Raw genomic sequence first — 17758 nt, 5'->3', positions numbered from 1 at the left:
GAGCTGTTTTTCGTGATATGATAGCGTTTTATTATTTTAGAGTAGATTGTCAACATGAAAAATAACGCAATCACAATTCGTCCTGAAAAGACACAAGAACTCGATGCCATTTATCATTTGATTAAAACAGGTTTTATGACAGCTAAGGTATCAGATGGTAACGAACAGGATTTTGCAAATCAACTCCGAGAAAGTGACAATTATATTGCTGATTTAGCGCTAGTTGCTGAATCAGCAGGTGAATTGATAGGGCATATCATGCTGACTAAAACCGACATTATTCAGACTGACTCACAATCTATCCCCACACTGTTACTCGCTCCTATTACGGTAAAACTAGAATACCGAGATCAGGGTGTGGGTCGTTTATTAATTCACGAAGCATTTAAACGAGCGAAGCAGCTTGGTTATACGAGTGTATTTTTAGTCGGTGATCCAAAATATTATGCGCGTTTTGGTTTTAAATCGATTAGTGAATTTAATATTGTGTCGTCAACAGCTATACCAGAACCTTATGTTATGGGGATCGAATTAATCACTGGTAGTTTACTGAATGTAAGTGGTAAATTAGCTGCTTGTTAAGCAATTTTTGACATAATATCTGTGATATACTGACTTACTTAGTTTTGTCTTTTGTCACCAAAATAAAAAAAATGAGGTAAACACCATGGTTAAAGTGATTAATTCAGATAAAGCGCCAGCCGCTATCGGTCCTTATGTGCAAGCAATTGATTTAGGTAATTTATTGTTTGTTTCTGGTCAAATCCCATTAGACTCATCAACAGGTACGATGCCTGATGATGTGAGTGAGCAAGCGAAACAAAGCTTAGCTAATGTGAAGGCTATTTTAGCTGCCGCGGATTGCCAGCCAGCAAACATTGTTAAAACAACCATATTTTTGGCGGATATGAATGATTTTGCAGCAGTGAATGCTGTATATGAGCAGTTTTTTAAAGAACATAATGCCGGATTTCCTGCTCGTTCATGTGTTCAAGTCGCTCGTATTCCAAAAGATGCCAAAGTCGAAATTGAAGTTATTGCGGCTCGATAATTACGCTTGATAGATCTATTCCCAATTTTGTTTAACCGGACTTTGTCCGGTTAGCTATCAACCCAAATCGTATCAAAACACTCATTATCTTCTTGTTTAACTTTGATTCCTTAAGGCACTATGTGTTGTTTGGGCATATTGATGTTATTTTTTATTCCTTGCCTGTCCTTTTTAGACTTGAATATCGTATCGAATAAGCGATAAAATCTTAGCTCACCTTTGTATCAATCGGTACGCATAAAATGGATCGTAAGCGATACGCTGTATTAAAAAAACGCCTTTCTTTTATTCATAAAATTCGCAGTATGCAAGATAGAGCACCTATTATGGTATTAGTTATTGCTGCCATTATTGGTAGCATTACTGGCTGTATTGGTGTTGCATTTCAATATCTGGTTATTTGGGTTGAACATGCTCGGATAACGCTCAGTCTAACATGGTCATCTTCATTTTATTTTGCTTATATCGCGTATTTCATTGTCGCTGCATTGATGGCAGGAATGGCGTATTGGTTAGTGAGGCGATTTGCACCAGAATCGGGTGGTTCAGGTATTCCTGAGATCGAAGGTGCATTGGCTAACTTACGTCCGGTGCGCTGGCAACGAGTATTACCCGTTAAATTTATTGGTGGCTTAGGTGCTTTAGGATCGGGGATGGTTCTTGGGCGGGAAGGGCCCACCGTACAAATTGGTGGCAATGTGGGTAAAATGGTTGCTGATTTTTTCCATGTAAGGGGGGACAGCTATTTACATACCTTTATTGCAACGGGTGCCGCAGCAGGGGTCACGGCGGCATTTAATGCGCCATTAGCGGGCATATTATTTGTTATTGAAGAGATGCGGCCACAGTTTCGCTACAGTTTGACATCGATCAAAGCCATATTTGTTGGGGTGATTATGGCTAGTGTGATGTACCAGTTTTTAATTCAACCCGGCTCAGTGTTTCACATTGGTTATTTCCATGCCGTGCCCGTCAATTCGTTATGGTTGTATTTGTTGTTAGGGTCCTGTTTTGGGGTTATTGGTGTGATAGCGAATCAATGTGTATTAAGCTGTCAAAAATATTTTCAGCAATTTTATCAACAGGGAAAATACCGTTTTGTGGCTACGGGGGCTGTATTAGGGGGGGGATTTGGTATCCTCTCGTTTGTGATGCCAGAAATCACTGGTGGTGGCTTTGCCTTTATTCCTTCCGCAATAGCTGGTGATTACTTTTTTTACATGCTTTTGACCATCTTTATTCTGCGATTTGCGGCAACAATATTATGCTTTAGTTCTGGTGCGCCAGGGGGAATATTTGCACCAACGTTAGCATTAGGAACCATTTTAGGGATTTTATTTGGCATGCTGATTCAACACCTTTTTCCCGATTACCAAATTGAATTGGGCGCCTGTGCGATTATCGGGATGGGGGGCTTATTTGCTGCGACTATCCGCGCGCCACTCACGGGGATTGTGCTTGTTATGGAGATGACAGATAACTATCAATTGATCTTACCCATGATTATTACCTGTTTAGGCGCAACGCTAGCTGCTCAGGCTCTCGGCGGTAGACCTTTGTATTCGAGTATATTAGAAAATATTTTGTTACGTTCTGCACAACAAAAATAAACGATTATTTTTGCGGCGTAATATTCCATTCTCTGATGGGTTGATGTATTGTTGATTTATCGATTTGACTGAATGGCCAAATACGTAATTGAGACTTTCTGATAATAGTAAAATTTGATTTGATAAGGCGACACATATGACCAATATTGCTAAACTGTTGTTAATCACGCTCTTATTTGGTGTCAGCAGTTCCTCTTTTTCATCGTTAATTGAAAATAAAGATTATGTCGTATTAGAAGGGCATGCTAAAGCGTATTCAATTTATAAAGATAAAATTGAAGTTGTTGAGTTTTTCTCTTATGGTTGTCCTTATTGTTATGTGGTTGAAGATGAAATTTCACAATGGCTAGCGGATAAACCTGAAAATGTGGTTTTTACCCGTGTAGCAATACCACGTAAAGGAAAATGGATCGAGTATGCACGTTTATACTATGCATTAGGCATGATCTCACCTCAAGAACAAGCACGTATTACAACATTAATGTATAGTGCAATTCATGAACAAAAATTGAATTTTGAGAATGCTAATGAAATTTTTGATTGGGCAGAAAGTGAACACGTTGACCGTAGCTTGCTCGAACACTATTACTATTCAAATGAAGTGACTGAAAAGTTAGCACAAGCGGTCGAAATGTCACATGCATATCAACTTAAATATGTGCCATCCATTTATGTGAATAATCAATATCAGTTACTGCTTGATAGCTCGAATCATTATCAAGGGACTAAAGATAAGCTAAATGAACTTATCAAAATGTCAGGTGAATAATCGATGAAAACCGCATTTATTGGTATAGATTATATTATTGATATCATGCACCCCGATGGCAAAATTGCGCGTTCTGCAGAACAAGCAACACAGAGCGATGTGATCAGTAAAGCGAATCAGATTTTACATTTGGCTGAACAACGCGGTTGGTTAAAATTATTGGTCAAAGTGGGCTTTTCTGCAAATTATGTGGAACAGCCAAAAGATTCACCTATGTTTAGTAAAGCCAATCAGTTTGGTGCGTTAATGTTAGGTCACAAAGGGACTGATTTTCATCCTGATTTACACGCTGATAAAGTGGACATGGTGATAATTAAACCTCGTGTTAGTGCCTTTTATTGTACAGAACTCGAAGCTGTTTTGCGTGCCAACAAAATTGAACGGTTGGTGATCGCCGGTGTGAGTACTGTGATGACAGTACAAAGTACTGCCAGAGACGCGCATGATCGAGACTACCAAGTCGTGATTGTTGAAGAGGCTTGTGCGGCACCCACTCAAGTTGAACACGAGAGCTCGATTGCGTTTCTAAAGCAAATCGCCAGTGTCGTTAATTGCCAGCAATTGAGTGAAATGGTTTAAGACGGATATATTAACAACGCTATCGACATGGTATGTCATTTCGATCGCATACAATGCAAGTATATTCGATATAGGTTCATTGGAACATGACCTTTTTTATACATAAAACATATCACAGATTATCCCTACTAATCTTTGTGCTTGATATTGTCATCTGATTAAAAAATGATTATTATTCAGGGTCTTTTTTAGGTGTGATCCCGATACATTAGGATGGATGCTGTGCGTGAGTCAACGGCCAATTTCTACAATGTCCTGTTTCATATCAATTCTTTCACTTTTTCAATAGGTTTTTTATGCTCTTCCTTTCAAAACGTCAGGACTGGTTAGGTAATGTCCGCGGTGATATTTTATCGGGTACTGTCGTCGCTTTGGCGCTAATTCCTGAAGCCATTGCCTTTTCAATTATTGCTGGCGTTGATCCTAAAGTCGGACTTTATGCCGCATTTTGTATTGCCGTTGTTATTTCATTTGTCGGGGGAAGGACTGGGATGATTTCGGCTGCAACAGGTGCTATGGCATTGCTAATGACAACGCTGGTACGCGATCATGGTTTGCAATATTTACTTGCTGCCACGATTCTAACAGGGGTTTTGCAATTATTAGCAGGTTATTTAAAACTGGGTAGTCTAATGCGATTTGTATCTCGCTCAATTGTCACCGGTTTTGTTAATGCCTTAGCGATTTTGATTTTCTTGGCACAGCTTCCTGAACTCACTAATGTCAGCTGGGTCTTCTATGCGATGACTGCGGGTGGCTTGGCCATCATTTACTTATTTCCTTATATCAATAAAGTCATTCCATCGCCGCTAGTCTGCATCTTAGTGATGACCATTATCTCAATTGTAATGAGTTTAGACATTCGTACGGTTGGTGATATGGGGGATTTACCAGATACATTGCCGATATTTATGTTGCCAGATATTCCGTTAAATTTAGACACATTATGGATTATTTTACCTTATTCAATGGGATTGGCGATTGTTGGTTTACTTGAATCAATGATGACGGCTACCATCATTGACGATTATACACAAACCAAAAGTGATAAAAATCGTGAATGTAAAGGACAAGGTATTGCGAATGTTTGTGCTGGTTTTATTGGTGGAATGGCAGGGTGTGCCATGATCGGTCAATCTGTCATTAACATGAAATCGGGGGGACGAGGGCGTTTGTCAACGTTTACTGCCGGTATTTTATTATTAATTTTAGTGGTTTTTTTAAGTGATTGGGTCGCTAAGATTCCAATGGCTGCGTTGGTTGCGGTGATGATTATGGTGTCGATAAGTACGTTTTCTTGGGATTCAATTCGAAAACTACGTGTGTATCCGCTGTCCGCCAACATCATTATGTTAACAACCGTTATCGTGGTTGTTTTTACCCATAATCTTGCTTACGGTGTTATTGCTGGCGTATTGTTAGCATCCTTATTTTTTGCCAATAAAATTGCACGATTTTTATGGGTTGAAACGTCATATGATGACAATACACAAACGATGACCTATTCCGTGATTGGCCAGCTATTTTTTGCCTCGTCTGACCGATTTATTAGCTATTTTGACCACGATGAACCATGCCTGCATGCGGTTATTGATTTAACCCGCGCACATTTATGGGATATCACTGCGGTTAATGCACTTGATAAAGCAGTGCTCAAATTACGCCAAAAAGGCATAACAGTGAAGGTAATAGGTATCAGTCAGGCGAGTGCCAATATTGTTGATAAGTTTGGTCAGTACGATAAACCGTCACTCTAAACCGATTTTTTTAAAGTCTAACAGCGCCACTGTTAGACTTTTTTTTGATTATTGAACGTGTTTTTACACTATAATTAGGGGTTATGATAAAAATTTAACGAAAATTCAGTAAAAATATTTAATATCAGCGGTTAAATAAAAATATCTCGTTATACATATTGCTTGGATAAATAGTTGATGTAATAATCGAAAAATTAATATTTTCATTATCACTCTAATAAGAAAAGGCATCATTATGTTTGAAAAAGTTGAATCATATGCAGGCGATCCGATTTTATCTTTGGTTTATGATTTTAATAATGATCAAAGAGAAAAAAAGGTTAATTTAAGTATTGGTTATTACTATGACGAAAATGGTATTGTGCCGCAATTAGAGTGCGTCAAAAAAGCAATCGATCATTTGTATCATCATCAAAAAGGGGCGGCGCTTTATTTACCGATGAGTGGTTTACCCTCTTATTGTTCTGCCGTTCAAAAACTCTTATTTGGTGCAACGTGTTCAGCTGTCGAAACAGGACGCATTACCACAATTCAAACATTGGGTGGTTCAGGGGCATTAAAAGTGGGCGCTGATTTTTTATATCGCTATTTCCCTGATTCGCAAGTTTGGGTCAGTGACCCAACTTGGGAAAATCACGTCGCTATTTTTAATGGTGCCGGATTCACTGTCAATCGTTACCCCTATTTTGATGCAAACACAGGGGGAGTAAACTTTGATGGAATGATGCAAACCCTAAGTCACATGCCGGCTAAAAGTATTGTATTGCTCCACCCATGTTGCCACAATCCAACGGGTGCAGACTTAACCCCTTCTCAGTGGGATGACGTTATTGCGTTATTAAAACAGAAAGACTTAATTCCATTTATGGATATTGCTTATCAAGGTTTTGGTAAAAGCATTGATGAGGATGCGTATGCAATCCGCGCTTTAGCGGCATCGGGGCTATGTGGTTTGGTCGGGAACTCATTTTCGAAAACTTTTTCACTCTATGGTGAACGAGTTGGAGGATTGTCTGTGCTTTGTGAAGATAAAGCCGCTGCAATGCGAGTACAAGGGCAACTCCAGTTTACCGTAAGACGTAACTATTCAAGTCCTGTTAATACTGGCGCTCAGATTGTCTCTTATGTTTTAAATGATCCACAACTTAACGCCTTATGGATTAAGGAAGTTAATGCTATGCATGATCGTATTATGCAAATGAGAACGGTATTAGTTGATACACTAAACGTTTCTGTTCCAAACCGTAACTTTGATTTTTTATTACAGCAACAAGGTATGTTTAGTTATACAGGGTTCACAAAAGCACAAGTTGAAAAATTGAAAACTGAATTTGGTGTATATTTAGTTGGCAGTGGCAGAATGTGTGTTGCCGGATTAAATAATCACAATGTTGATCAAGTTGCTAAAGCATTTGCTGCATTATAATGAAAATAGACCTGTGAGGAGATAAATATGTATCGTAAGATTATTGCTGTATTATGTGCAATTATGGTTGTTGGCGCAGTAACTGGGTGTAACACGGTTCGTGGTGTTGGGCAGGATGTTGAAGCGGGTGGCAAAGCGATCTCTAAAGCAGCAAGTTAATTGGCTTAAGTAACCAAATAAAAAACGGGGTTTGATAATGAATTCAAGCCCCGTTTTTATTTGTCTTTCATAAATAGTGGTATTGAGTGAGTCACGCCATGAATAGAATATGTTTATTGCTTTTATCCGTTTTAACCCTGACGGGGTGTCATGCGCTTAATTTTCAAACTGAACCAGACATTGCACCGCAATGTGATTATAGGGCGATGACAGGCATCGAATTTAAATTTAATCAATTGCCGGATAATCAACAAAAGAAAGGGTTTAATCATGTTTATGTTGCGCAAAGCAAAGGAAGTGCAACATTGCCTGCAAGTTATCAAGGTTTAAAAGGTAAACTCACCGGGCAAGTGATTGAACGGAACTATCCTCAAAATTATTTATGGGGGCATAGGGGGAGTCCATTTAGGAATTCATTTTTATATGATGATGACCGATATGATGATTTTTATCTAACAGCAAGACAGCGACAACTGCGAGAACGCAAAGCGAAATCTGTGTTTCAACAAGCCATTTTAGAAAACTGTCAGATTGTGTATATTTCAGTTGACTCATTGGCTCAGGATCTTGATAATCCACTCTTAATAAAACGTGCAGAATTAAACATTATTCATCAATAATAACAAGTAAGGAAATAAAATGGAAAACGTTAACGTCAATAATTCTCAATTTAATCATCTCAAAGGGATTGGTGGCTGGCTTATTTTAGTCGCTATATCACTCGTTATTACAGCTATTCGCTTTGTGATTGATCTTATGTCTTGGTGTAGCAGTGTATTTAGTTCAGACAGTATGGAAGTGATCGCGGATGGTGATTATCCTTTTTTGTTACCCTTTCTGATTTTTGAAGGCGTAACTAATTTATTATTTTTCATTGCGTATATTTACTTAAATATACAATTTTTCACCAAAAACTATCGTACGCCAAAACTGTTTACGATGATATTATTAGGAAATCTGGCTTTCATTGTCGTTGACGCCATTTTTGCAGGATTGATATTTGATGAGCCGATGTTTGATGGTGAAACAGCAATTGACCTTATCCGTCTCGTAATTTACTGCGCTATCTGGATTCCTTATTTTGCAGTTTCAATTCGTGTGAAAAATACCTTTGTCGAAGGTAAACCAAGTTGTGATATGATGGGGCAAAAGCCGACGTTAGTCAGCTAACTGTCTGATTGAGTAAAGGATAAAATATGAATACGAATTTTGTTTGTTCATTAAAAGGTAAAGTCACCAAAGCCGTTATTCCTGTAGCAGGGCTTGGTACACGTATGTTACCTGCGACTAAAGCAATCCCAAAAGAGATGCTACCTGTGGTTGATAAACCACTGATTCAATATGTAGTCAAAGAGTGCATTGCAGCTGGAATCACCGAAATTATCTTTGTGACTCATTCCTCTAAAAACTCAATTGAAAACCACTTTGATACCAGCTTTGAGCTTGAAGCCATGCTTGAAGCACGTGTAAAACGCCAGCTTTTATCAGAAGTACAATCTATTTTGCCTAAGCATGTGACGATTACAAGTGTGAGACAAGGTTTGGCAAAAGGTCTCGGTCATGCGGTGTTATGTGCCTATCCATTAGTTGGCAATGAACCTTTTGCGGTAGTATTGCCTGATGTGCTCATTGATGAATATTACAGCGATTTATGTAAAGATAATTTAGCCGCAATGATTGCCAATTATCATGATACTAAACGCAGTCAAATTATGGTTGAACCTGTGCCCCAGGCGCTGGTTTCATCATATGGGATTGTGGATTGTCATGGTGAAGCGCTATCTGCCGGTTGCAATGTGCAAATGTACGGTGTTGTAGAAAAACCATCGGTTGAGAACGCACCCTCTAACCAATCAATTGTTGGTCGTTATGTGTTATCTGAAAAGATTTGGCCATTATTGGCAAAAACGCCACCGGGTGCCGGCGATGAAATCCAATTAACGGATGCTATTGCGATGTTGTTGGAACATGAAGCAATTGATGCTTACTGCATTAAAGGGCATAGTCATGACTGTGGCAATAAGCTAGGTTATGTACAAACCTTTGTTGAATATGCGATGCGCCATCAAGATTTAGGTCAAGATGTGACGGCATGGTTAAAAACATTAAAGTTATGAGTTTCGTGTTTAGTTAATATGGCAAATTTATCTGCTTATCAATCACTACTTGTACCAATTGATGATTTTTTATTATGTCAAACTCCGACAGCATGGCTGATTGAGGCAAGTAAACCCTCAAATCTGCCTATGTTATTAATTGATCACATGATTTGTGAACTGAAAGCGGCACAAACTGCCGCTTGGTTAATACGTAAATATGCTGTCGATGAACAAAGTGCAACGGTATTACTCGCATGGTTAGCACCTTATGAAAACTTTATTTATCGTAAAGAAGGCTCATTAGCGGATTTGGCTCAGCAGCAGCAGACTATTTCAAAAAAATTGACGTTGCGTAAGCACTGCCTTTATGGTGAAGATTTAGTTGATAAAATGGTGATGTTGATAAAAGAAGAATTACACCATTTTTATCAAGTGTTAGAGATAATGACTCAGCGTCAAATTCATTATCAGAGTATTAGTGCAGGTCGTTATGCAAAAGGATTGATGGGGCAAGTGCGTACACATGAACCCGCGATGCTAATTGATAAATTAATTTGTGGCGCATACATAGAAGCGCGTTCGTGTGAACGATTTGCACGTTTATCCCCTTATGTAGATGATGATCTCGCTCAGTTTTATATTTCCTTACTGCGTTCAGAAGCTCGGCATTATCAAGATTACCTCAAACTTGCTCAGCAAATATCTGCGGATGATATTTGCGAACGAGTCGCCATTATCGGGCACACCGAAGCAGAATTAATCCAGCTGCCTGATACGGAATTTCGTTTCCATAGCGGATTACCGGCATAAAAAAACCTGCAAAATGCAGGTTTTTTTGATTGCTTGACTACACCTTTAGGCGATCTGGCCAGTCATTTTGGGTTAATGTTAAAAATTCTTTAACCACTTTGGGATTACCAGCAACAATGTTTCCAGAAACCATATAGTTGTTTGCGCCAACGAGATCGGTCATAATCCCACCCGCTTCACGTAAAATCAGTTCACCGGCTGCGATATCCCACGGTTTTAAACCCAGTTCAAAAAAGCCATCAAAACGGCCAGCTGCAACATAGGCTAAATCTAAAGCTGCAGAGCCACTACGACGAAAATCACCACATTTAGTAAAGACTTTTTGCAGCACATTGAAATAACAATCACTATATTGTTTTTGTTTGAATGGGAAGGCCATAGCAAGTAAGGTACCCTCTAAATCTTTGGCATTTGAAACGCGGATACGGTAACCATTAAGTTGAGCGCCTTGACCACGGGTTGCCGTATACAGTTCATTTGCCATTGGGTCATAAACCACAGCAACTTCAGTTTTGCCTTTAAGACGAACAGCAATTGAAACGCTACAGTGTGGAATACCTTTGATAAAATTTGTGGTGCCATCAATAGGATCTATAATCCACTGAACATCATTATCACTGCCTTTAACAAGTCCACCTTCTTCGGCAATAATGGTGTGATCTGGGTAAGCTTTTTTGATTGTTTCAACAATCAAGGCTTCGGCGGCTCTATCCACGTTAGTTGCAAAGTCATTTTCCCCTTTCGTGTCCACTTTGACTGAAGCAGGGTTCTCATATGATTTAATAATTACATTGCCAGCTTTACGGGCAGCGCGAATAGCGATATTCAGCATCGGATGCATAGTATTTTTTCCAATTGATGTTAAAGAACAGAAAACACATTCTCCTAATGAGCGGAGAATATTTTGTCGCATAGTATAGCAGTATTTTAGGCTTTTTCTAGTTTATGTTAGAATGCCTGTAAAATTTTTATGGGATACTAGGTTAATGTCATTACTCGATCAAATTAAAATTGTACTAATTGAAACTTCACATACTGGAAATATGGGCTCTGCTGCTCGAGCGATGAAAACCATGGGGTTGTCTAAATTGTGTTTAGTTAATCCAATAATTAAACCAGACTCGCAAGCTATCTCGCTTGCCGCAGGTGCTAGCGATATCATTAAACAGGCTCAGATTGTTAATTCAATGGATGATGCGATTGCCGATTGTCAGTTAGTGATTGGTACCAGTGCTAGATTACGTCATCTTGAATGGCCACATTTAGAATCCGATCAAAGTGGTCAAAAAATGATGGAAGAAGCATTGTTGGGCCATAAAATTGCATTAGTTTTTGGGCGCGAACGTGTTGGTTTGACGAATGATGAGCTACAAAAGTGTCATTATCATGTGTCAATTCCAGCAAATCCTGATTATAGTTCATTAAATTTAGCAATGTCAGTTCAAGTATTGTGTTATGAAATTCGTATGGCATATTTAGCACTACAACAAAATAAATCAACCGTACATCACGAACTTGAATACCCAAAAAGTGATGATATCGAACGTTTTTATTGTCACTTAGAGCAGACGTTATTACAAACTGGATTTATTAATCCCAATCACCCAGGTCAAATTATGGGCCGATTACGCCGCTTATTTACACGAGCTCGAATTGAGCAGCAAGAGATCAATATTCTGCGTGGTATTTTGACGTCGATTGAACGAGATAAAAAATAACGAGGGGCTTAGCCTGATTTAAATAAAATCCGCATAGCGAAAATTTGAATCTGTGCTAAAATTGCCGCATTATTCAAGGCTAAGTTATACTTAGTCAGATTTAGAGGAATTATTATGCAAACTATCGAAGGTCAAGTTGCTGCACCTAAAGCAAAAGTTGCTATCATCGTGGCACGTTTTAATCACTTTATTAATGACAGTTTAGTTGAAGGCGCAGTAGATGCGTTAAAACGCGTTGGTCAAGTCGATGATAAAAACATCACCATTATCAAAGTGCCAGGCGCTTATGAAATCCCTTTAACCGCAAAAGTAGCGGCACAAAGCAAAAAATATGATGCCATTGTTGCATTGGGGACGGTGATTCGTGGTAGTACAGCTCACTTTGATTTTGTTGCGGGCGAATCAAGTTCAGGTTTATTATCCGTCTCTTTAGAGTATGCTATTCCAGTCGGTTTTGGGATTTTAACCACCGAAAATATTGAACAAGCGATTGAACGTGCTGGGACGAAAGCGGGCAACAAAGGTGCCGAAGCTGCTTTAACGGTGCTCGAAATGTTAAATACCTTAAAAACAATTAAGGGGTAAGGTGTGAGTACAACGGTTAACCCTAGACGTAGAGCGCGTGAGTGTGCAGTTCAAGCGATTTATTCATGGCAAGTTTCTAAAAACGATCTGTCTGATGTTGAAGTCGGTTTTATGGCTGAACAAGATATGAAAGGCGTTGATAAAAAATATTTTCGTGAACTATTAAATGGTGTTGCACTTAATACGCATGAAATTGATAACAAAATGGAACCTTTTTTAAATGAACGTTCATTAGATGAGTTAGGTCAAGTTGAACGAGCCATTTTACGGATTGCGGTATATGAATTACTAAAACGTGAAGATGTTCCTTATAAAGTTGTGATAAATGAAGCGATTGACCTAACGAAAACATTTGGCGCTGAAGAGAGTCATAAATTTATTAATGGTGTTCTTGATAAAGTTGCACCAACCATTCGCACACGCTAAATAGTGAGATCGATATGAGTGACAATGAGTCATCAAATAATAAAGCTAAACCGACGATTTTTTACGCACAAAAATCACAGGAAGACAAATCAAAACGTCCGTATGCAAAACGAGATGGTGATAAATCAAAACCGTCAGGACGCGGTGGATACGGAAAACCATCTGGCGATAAACCTCGTTCTAATCGTCCTCGTAACGAAAATAGTCGTGCTAGCGATAGCCGAATTGAGACGTTTAAACCTCGTGGTCAGCAATCGGTAAGTCGTGATGGTGATTCGCCTTGGAAAAGTCGTTTTCAAAATACCGAACAGTTACCGACCTTCGATGCAGATAATAAAGCACCTGTTGTCCATGAGCAGATTAAGCGTCAACGTAAAGAAGAGACATTAGTTTATAGCGAAAACAGCTGTAAAGCGGTCTTTGAAAATCGACCAGAAACGATCATTAAAGCGTTTTTTGTTCAAGAAAAAACCTACGAATTTAAAAGTCTGATTGCGCATTTAGTTGAATATCGTTTAGGTTATGATGTTATCACTGATGAACAAATGACTAAAATTGCTCAAACACCTCACCATGGTGGTGTTTGTCTAATTGTGAAAAAGCGTAAAGCTGAATTAGTTGGTGATTATTTATCAAAAAGTGCACAAGTTGAACAAGATTGCGTGTTAGCGATTGATGATATTAGTAATCCTCACAATTTGGGTGGTATTGCTCGTACGGCCGCTTTTTTCGGTGTGGGCGCGATGTTATTAAGACAGCCTGATATTTTAGAAAGTGGTGCAGCGCTGCGTGTTTCTGAAGGTGGTGCGGAATCGTTAACACCTGTAAAAGCCGATGATCTGTTAGCATCGATTGATCAGTTTAAACAACAAGGTTACCAAATTGTTGCCTTATTACCATGTAAAGTGAGCTCGTTGAAGGCGGATACACTCACTAAAGTTAAAATGAGCCGTAAAACGGTTTTTGTGATTTTCCAACAAATTAATCCAAAATTGGCTACACTGGCAGATCATTGTGTTTATTTGCCTGGTAGCGAAGCCATGTCAGCGCTGAATATCTCTGTTTTAACGGGGATTTTATTGGCTAAGTGGCAAGAAAATATCACGAATCTTTAATGTCTCTTTTTCGCCCATTAAGCCAGTCATTAATGGGCGAAATCACAAAATACCGATCAACTGATTAAATAGCATCTTTTGAATAGAAAGAAATTAAATTTTGGTTAGAGTGTATAATTATTCACAACCAAAATTTGCAATATTATATGAATATTCAAGCGGCTAAAAAACATCAAGTTGGTTTAATTTTTGGTAAGTTCTATCCATTGCACTGCGGGCATATCTACTTGATCGAAAAAGCAGTCAGTCAGGTTGATGAATTACATGTTATCTTAGGTTGTGAACACGATCGTGACTTAAAGCTGTTTGAAGAGAGTCATATGCCGAAGCAGCCACACGTTCAAGACCGTTTCAATTGGTTACAAGATACCTTTCAAGGTCGTCATAATATTCATATTCATATCTTAGATGAAGCGGGTATTTCTTACTATCCAAATGGTTGGAAAGACTGGAGCGATCGTGTTAAATCTATTCTCCAAAAACAGCAGGTCACGCCGACCGTTATTTTTACCAGTGAACCGCAAGATGTGCAAAATCACCAACAATATTTTGGCTGTGACGTAAAATTAATTGATGCTAATCGTGAGTTTATTAATATTAGTGCAACGAAAATTCGTCAAGCACCGTATCAAAATTGGCCATTTATTGCAAAAGCTGCCAGACCTTTTTTTGTTAAAAAAATTGCGATTGTGGGGGGCGATATCGATAAATTACCAATTCAGCTTGCTAATATCTATAACACTCAATATGTTTCAAATGGTTATATTAATTATATCTATCATCGACGTGCAGATAATAAACAGCTAGCCTTATCGGAAACCGATTTTATACGCATCGCAATGTTACATGCACAGCGAATTGATGAAGCACTTATTACGGCAAATCAGGTTTTATTTACATCACCTGATTTTTCAACATTACATCGTTATTATCAGTCTGCATTTAAACGGAAAAATGCCACGCTAACTGAGTTAGAAAATCGTTATCCATTTGATCTGGTGATTGATCAAGCTGAGTTTAAGCAAAAAGAAAGCAATGTTGCTATTTTTGAAACTGCCCTTAAAAAGGTTGATGCGCAATTATACTAATTATCTGCGCTAAAAATAGTACAGTGGCAGACTCTGTGGTAAGATAAGCAAAATTTTTGTTCACGGTTATACTATTATGTCGAATGATCAAGACCATAAAAATCCTAACAATACCCAAGAAACAATTGATTTTGGTTATCAGCAGGTACCTAAACAAGAAAAGCAAAAACGCGTTGCGGAAGTGTTTCACTCGGTGGCTGATAAGTATGATGTCATGAATGATTTAATGTCATTAGGCATTCATCGTATTTGGAAAAAAATCACTATCGAATACAGTGGCGTCAGACGAGGGCAAACCGTCCTTGATTTGGCCGGTGGTACGGGTGATTTAACCGCTAAGTTTTCGCAATTAGTTGGCGATGATGGTCTGGTTGTCTTAGCTGACATTAATGAATCTATGTTACGTGTTGGACGCGATAAGTTACGTGATAAAGGTTTATTTAAGAATATTGAATATGTGCAAGCTAATGCGGAAGCATTACCGTTTGCGGATAACACATTTGATTGTATAACCATTTCATTTGGTTTACGCAATGTGACCAATAAAGATCAGGCACTGCGTTCTATGTGGCGTGTGCTAAAACCTGGCGGACGTTTATTGATCCTTGAATTTTCAAAGCCAGAATATAAACTGCTTAGTAAAGCTTATGATCTTTATTCATTTACGATGTTACCCTTGATGGGTAAACTTGTTGCCAATGATTCTGAAAGCTATCGTTACCTTGCCGAATCAATTCGTATGCACCCAGATCAACCTAAACTTAAGCAGATGATGGAAGACGCGAAATTCAAAGATGTGCAATATCATAATTTAACGGGTGGTATTGTTGCCTTACATATTGGCTTTAAATTTTAACGAGTATTACTGTGAAGTATTCAAGACTGTATAACATTATTACGATCTTTAAAGCGTATCAATTAGGCGAGCTGTTACCTAAACACAACCTTTCATCAAAATTTAAATTTGCTTTAGCCCTTATGTTTTGGGTAAGGAAAAAGGCAAAAAATAATGATATTGGTGAACGTTTACGCCTTGCTTTACAAGAACTTGGTCCGGTATGGGTTAAATTTGGTCAAATGCTATCAACTCGGCGTGATCTACTGCCGGATAACGTTGCGGTTCAGCTGGCAAAGTTACAAGATCAAGTTCCCCCTTTTGAGGGTGAGTTAGCCAAGCACATCATTGAAAAAGCATTAGATGCACCTATTGAGCATTATTTTGATGATTTTAATTTGACGCCATTGGCTTCGGCTTCGATTGCACAAGTTCATACGGCAACGCTTAAAGAGACCGCTGCACAAGTCGTTATCAAAGTCTTACGTCCTGATATTATGCCGATAATTCAAGCTGATATTGAATTAATGTATTGGTTTGCTAAGCAGGTCGAAAAAAATGTGCCGAATGGAAAACGATTACGTGCTGGTGAAGTCGTTAAAGATTATGAAACAACCATTTTAAAAGAACTGAACCTGCAACAAGAGGCAGAAAACACACGGCGTTTGCGTGACAACTTTATCAACAGTGATATGCTCTATATCCCTTACGTTTATCGCGAGTTATGTCGTAAAAATGTGATGGTCGAAGAGCGTATAGCAGGAATTCCAATTGGCGATACAGCGCAACTTGTTGCTAAGAACGTTAATGTGAAATTGTTAGCTGAACGCGGTGTCAAAGTCTTTTTTACACAAGTGTTTCGAGATAATTTCTTTCATGCTGATATGCATCCTGGCAATATTTTTATTGATGCAACTGATCCGGTCAATCCTCGCTATATTGGTATTGATTGCGCTATCATGGGTGAACTAAGTCTTGAAGATCAACGATTTTTAGCTCAAAATTTTATTGCTTTTTTTAATCGCGATTATCAAAAAATTGCAGAGCTCTATATTTCATCAAATTGGGTCGATGAAGATACCGATAGGTTTGCTTTAGAAGCGGCTATGCGTGAAGTGTGTGAACCGATTTTTGCGAAACCACTCGGCGAAATTTCGTTTGCGCAAGTGCTGTTTAATCTTTTCAAAGTAGCACGTCAATTCAATATGGTGATTCAGCCTCAATTAGTCTTACTTGAGAAAACATTATTTTATATTGAAGGATTAGGGCGCCAGTTGTACCCTCAGCTTGATTTATGGTCAACCGCAAAACCTTTCCTTGAGTCTTGGTATCAAGAGCAGATGAGTGTTAAACATATTGCTAAGCAGTTTATGAATACCTTACCGCTGTGGCAAGAAGTATTGCCCGCGTTGCCCGCTAAAATTAAACAATATGAAAGAGAGCATCAGCATTTAAATCGTCATATTGCAGAATTAACCGAACAGTTAAAACGGTCCCAACAAAAGCAAAATCAGTTTTGCTATTTAACGATAGGTTTAATTGTGTTAGGTATTGCCGTTTCCATTATTTTATAAGTGAAAGTTGTCAACTTAACCGATTTATGAAATGGTTAACGCCAAAATAGTCACAGTGTAAAATTGTGCTGTGCTTTGTTCGGTCAAGTATATCCGGTACAATTTTAAATAAATTGCGTGTATAATAAAGCGTTTTCATCAATTAAGAGGTACAGAT

Annotated in this window: 20 protein-coding genes; 19 read left to right on the top strand and 1 reads right to left on the bottom strand. The window is 38.5% G+C overall.

Going from position 1 to position 17758, the window contains the following annotated elements:
* Positions 1 to 54: 54 nt before the first annotated feature.
* From ABEA36_RS07715 to miaE, 12 genes are all read left to right on the top strand, one after another.
* Entirely contained in the window at positions 55 to 582 is a 528-nt protein-coding gene (locus ABEA36_RS07715; RefSeq protein WP_345490554.1) for a GNAT family N-acetyltransferase, read from the top strand.
* Positions 583 to 667: 85 nt separating this feature from the next.
* On the top strand, positions 668 to 1051 hold the full coding sequence (locus tag ABEA36_RS07710; protein ID WP_345490552.1) for a RidA family protein: 384 nt from the start codon (positions 668 to 670) through the stop codon (positions 1049 to 1051).
* 242 nt (positions 1052 to 1293) lie between these two features.
* Entirely contained in the window at positions 1294 to 2661 is a 1368-nt protein-coding gene (gene clcA, locus ABEA36_RS07705) for a H(+)/Cl(-) exchange transporter ClcA (protein ID WP_345490550.1), read from the top strand.
* A 136-nt stretch (positions 2662 to 2797) separates the two neighbouring features.
* Positions 2798 to 3430 (top strand): thiol:disulfide interchange protein DsbA/DsbL, encoded by a 633-nt coding sequence (locus tag ABEA36_RS07700; protein ID WP_345490548.1) that lies wholly within the window; start codon positions 2798 to 2800, stop codon positions 3428 to 3430.
* 3 nt (positions 3431 to 3433) lie between these two features.
* Complete coding sequence (locus ABEA36_RS07695; protein WP_345490546.1) at positions 3434 to 4009, top strand: cysteine hydrolase family protein; 576 nt, start codon at positions 3434 to 3436, stop codon at positions 4007 to 4009.
* A 296-nt stretch (positions 4010 to 4305) separates the two neighbouring features.
* Positions 4306 to 5766: a SulP family inorganic anion transporter gene (locus ABEA36_RS07690; protein WP_345490544.1), complete on the top strand. Its 1461-nt coding sequence runs from the start codon at positions 4306 to 4308 to the stop codon at positions 5764 to 5766.
* A gap of 235 nt (positions 5767 to 6001) precedes the next feature.
* A complete protein-coding gene (locus ABEA36_RS07685; RefSeq protein WP_345490542.1) occupies positions 6002 to 7192 on the top strand; it encodes an amino acid aminotransferase in 1191 nt (396 codons plus the stop codon).
* A 27-nt stretch (positions 7193 to 7219) separates the two neighbouring features.
* Positions 7220 to 7351: an entericidin A/B family lipoprotein gene (locus tag ABEA36_RS07680; RefSeq protein WP_345490540.1), complete on the top strand. Its 132-nt coding sequence runs from the start codon at positions 7220 to 7222 to the stop codon at positions 7349 to 7351.
* A 98-nt stretch (positions 7352 to 7449) separates the two neighbouring features.
* On the top strand, positions 7450 to 7971 hold the full coding sequence (locus ABEA36_RS07675; protein ID WP_345490538.1) for a hypothetical protein: 522 nt from the start codon (positions 7450 to 7452) through the stop codon (positions 7969 to 7971).
* A gap of 19 nt (positions 7972 to 7990) precedes the next feature.
* On the top strand, positions 7991 to 8521 hold the full coding sequence (locus ABEA36_RS07670) for a DUF2569 domain-containing protein (RefSeq protein ID WP_345490536.1): 531 nt from the start codon (positions 7991 to 7993) through the stop codon (positions 8519 to 8521).
* 26 nt (positions 8522 to 8547) lie between these two features.
* Positions 8548 to 9468 (top strand): UTP--glucose-1-phosphate uridylyltransferase GalU, encoded by a 921-nt coding sequence (gene galU / locus ABEA36_RS07665; protein ID WP_345490534.1) that lies wholly within the window; start codon positions 8548 to 8550, stop codon positions 9466 to 9468.
* Positions 9469 to 9486: 18 nt separating this feature from the next.
* The gene (miaE, locus tag ABEA36_RS07660; protein ID WP_345490532.1) at positions 9487 to 10260 is read left to right on the top strand and encodes a tRNA isopentenyl-2-thiomethyl-A-37 hydroxylase MiaE; all 774 of its coding nucleotides are present in this window, start codon (positions 9487 to 9489) and stop codon (positions 10258 to 10260) included.
* A gap of 37 nt (positions 10261 to 10297) precedes the next feature.
* On the opposite strand, the gene suhB is transcribed toward miaE, so the two are convergent.
* On the bottom strand, positions 10298 to 11101 hold the full coding sequence (suhB, locus tag ABEA36_RS07655) for an inositol-1-monophosphatase (protein ID WP_345490530.1): 804 nt from the start codon (positions 11099 to 11101) through the stop codon (positions 10298 to 10300).
* A 145-nt stretch (positions 11102 to 11246) separates the two neighbouring features.
* Between suhB and trmJ the strand changes: the two genes are divergently transcribed.
* The 7 genes from trmJ (at position 11247) to ubiB (ending at position 17601) form a co-directional block, all read left to right on the top strand.
* Positions 11247 to 11978: a tRNA (cytosine(32)/uridine(32)-2'-O)-methyltransferase TrmJ gene (gene trmJ / locus ABEA36_RS07650; RefSeq protein ID WP_345490528.1), complete on the top strand. Its 732-nt coding sequence runs from the start codon at positions 11247 to 11249 to the stop codon at positions 11976 to 11978.
* A gap of 114 nt (positions 11979 to 12092) precedes the next feature.
* On the top strand, positions 12093 to 12563 hold the full coding sequence (gene ribH / locus ABEA36_RS07645) for a 6,7-dimethyl-8-ribityllumazine synthase (protein WP_345490526.1): 471 nt from the start codon (positions 12093 to 12095) through the stop codon (positions 12561 to 12563).
* Between the two features lie 3 nt (positions 12564 to 12566).
* Complete coding sequence (nusB, locus tag ABEA36_RS07640) at positions 12567 to 12989, top strand: transcription antitermination factor NusB (protein WP_345490523.1); 423 nt, start codon at positions 12567 to 12569, stop codon at positions 12987 to 12989.
* Positions 12990 to 13003: 14 nt separating this feature from the next.
* The gene (locus tag ABEA36_RS07635) at positions 13004 to 14104 is read left to right on the top strand and encodes a tRNA/rRNA methyltransferase (RefSeq protein ID WP_345490521.1); all 1101 of its coding nucleotides are present in this window, start codon (positions 13004 to 13006) and stop codon (positions 14102 to 14104) included.
* Positions 14105 to 14250: 146 nt separating this feature from the next.
* The gene (gene nadR / locus ABEA36_RS07630) at positions 14251 to 15192 is read left to right on the top strand and encodes a multifunctional transcriptional regulator/nicotinamide-nucleotide adenylyltransferase/ribosylnicotinamide kinase NadR (protein WP_345490519.1); all 942 of its coding nucleotides are present in this window, start codon (positions 14251 to 14253) and stop codon (positions 15190 to 15192) included.
* A gap of 76 nt (positions 15193 to 15268) precedes the next feature.
* Entirely contained in the window at positions 15269 to 16048 is a 780-nt protein-coding gene (gene ubiE, locus ABEA36_RS07625; RefSeq protein WP_345490517.1) for a bifunctional demethylmenaquinone methyltransferase/2-methoxy-6-polyprenyl-1,4-benzoquinol methylase UbiE, read from the top strand.
* A gap of 11 nt (positions 16049 to 16059) precedes the next feature.
* The gene (gene ubiB, locus ABEA36_RS07620) at positions 16060 to 17601 is read left to right on the top strand and encodes a ubiquinone biosynthesis regulatory protein kinase UbiB (RefSeq protein WP_345490515.1); all 1542 of its coding nucleotides are present in this window, start codon (positions 16060 to 16062) and stop codon (positions 17599 to 17601) included.
* Positions 17602 to 17758: the final 157 nt, after the last annotated feature.

Origin of the sequence: Orbus sasakiae, assembly GCF_039542345.1 — a bacterium.
GTDB lineage: Bacteria > Pseudomonadota > Gammaproteobacteria > Enterobacterales > Orbaceae > Orbus > Orbus sasakiae.
The sequence above is the reverse complement of the archived record's forward strand: the minus strand, read 5'-3'. Positions and strand labels throughout refer to the sequence as shown.

What these genes read in the sequence shown, in the direction of transcription:
- ABEA36_RS07715 (WP_345490554.1), top strand. Translation starts at nt 55, where the DNA reads ATGAAAAATAACGCAATCACAATTCGTCCTGAAAAGACACAAGAACTC.
- ABEA36_RS07710 (WP_345490552.1), top strand. Translation starts at nt 668, where the DNA reads ATGGTTAAAGTGATTAATTCAGATAAAGCGCCAGCCGCTATCGGTCCT.
- clcA (WP_345490550.1), top strand. Translation starts at nt 1,294, where the DNA reads ATGGATCGTAAGCGATACGCTGTATTAAAAAAACGCCTTTCTTTTATT.
- ABEA36_RS07700 (WP_345490548.1), top strand. Translation starts at nt 2,798, where the DNA reads ATGACCAATATTGCTAAACTGTTGTTAATCACGCTCTTATTTGGTGTC.
- ABEA36_RS07695 (WP_345490546.1), top strand. Translation starts at nt 3,434, where the DNA reads ATGAAAACCGCATTTATTGGTATAGATTATATTATTGATATCATGCAC.
- ABEA36_RS07690 (WP_345490544.1), top strand. Translation starts at nt 4,306, where the DNA reads ATGCTCTTCCTTTCAAAACGTCAGGACTGGTTAGGTAATGTCCGCGGT.
- ABEA36_RS07685 (WP_345490542.1), top strand. Translation starts at nt 6,002, where the DNA reads ATGTTTGAAAAAGTTGAATCATATGCAGGCGATCCGATTTTATCTTTG.
- ABEA36_RS07680 (WP_345490540.1), top strand. Translation starts at nt 7,220, where the DNA reads ATGTATCGTAAGATTATTGCTGTATTATGTGCAATTATGGTTGTTGGC.
- ABEA36_RS07675 (WP_345490538.1), top strand. Translation starts at nt 7,450, where the DNA reads ATGAATAGAATATGTTTATTGCTTTTATCCGTTTTAACCCTGACGGGG.
- ABEA36_RS07670 (WP_345490536.1), top strand. Translation starts at nt 7,991, where the DNA reads ATGGAAAACGTTAACGTCAATAATTCTCAATTTAATCATCTCAAAGGG.
- galU (WP_345490534.1), top strand. Translation starts at nt 8,548, where the DNA reads ATGAATACGAATTTTGTTTGTTCATTAAAAGGTAAAGTCACCAAAGCC.
- miaE (WP_345490532.1), top strand. Translation starts at nt 9,487, where the DNA reads ATGGCAAATTTATCTGCTTATCAATCACTACTTGTACCAATTGATGAT.
- suhB (WP_345490530.1), bottom strand. Translation starts at nt 11,101, where the DNA reads ATGCATCCGATGCTGAATATCGCTATTCGCGCTGCCCGTAAAGCTGGC.
- trmJ (WP_345490528.1), top strand. Translation starts at nt 11,247, where the DNA reads ATGTCATTACTCGATCAAATTAAAATTGTACTAATTGAAACTTCACAT.
- ribH (WP_345490526.1), top strand. Translation starts at nt 12,093, where the DNA reads ATGCAAACTATCGAAGGTCAAGTTGCTGCACCTAAAGCAAAAGTTGCT.
- ABEA36_RS07635 (WP_345490521.1), top strand. Translation starts at nt 13,004, where the DNA reads ATGAGTGACAATGAGTCATCAAATAATAAAGCTAAACCGACGATTTTT.
- nadR (WP_345490519.1), top strand. Translation starts at nt 14,251, where the DNA reads ATGAATATTCAAGCGGCTAAAAAACATCAAGTTGGTTTAATTTTTGGT.
- ubiE (WP_345490517.1), top strand. Translation starts at nt 15,269, where the DNA reads ATGTCGAATGATCAAGACCATAAAAATCCTAACAATACCCAAGAAACA.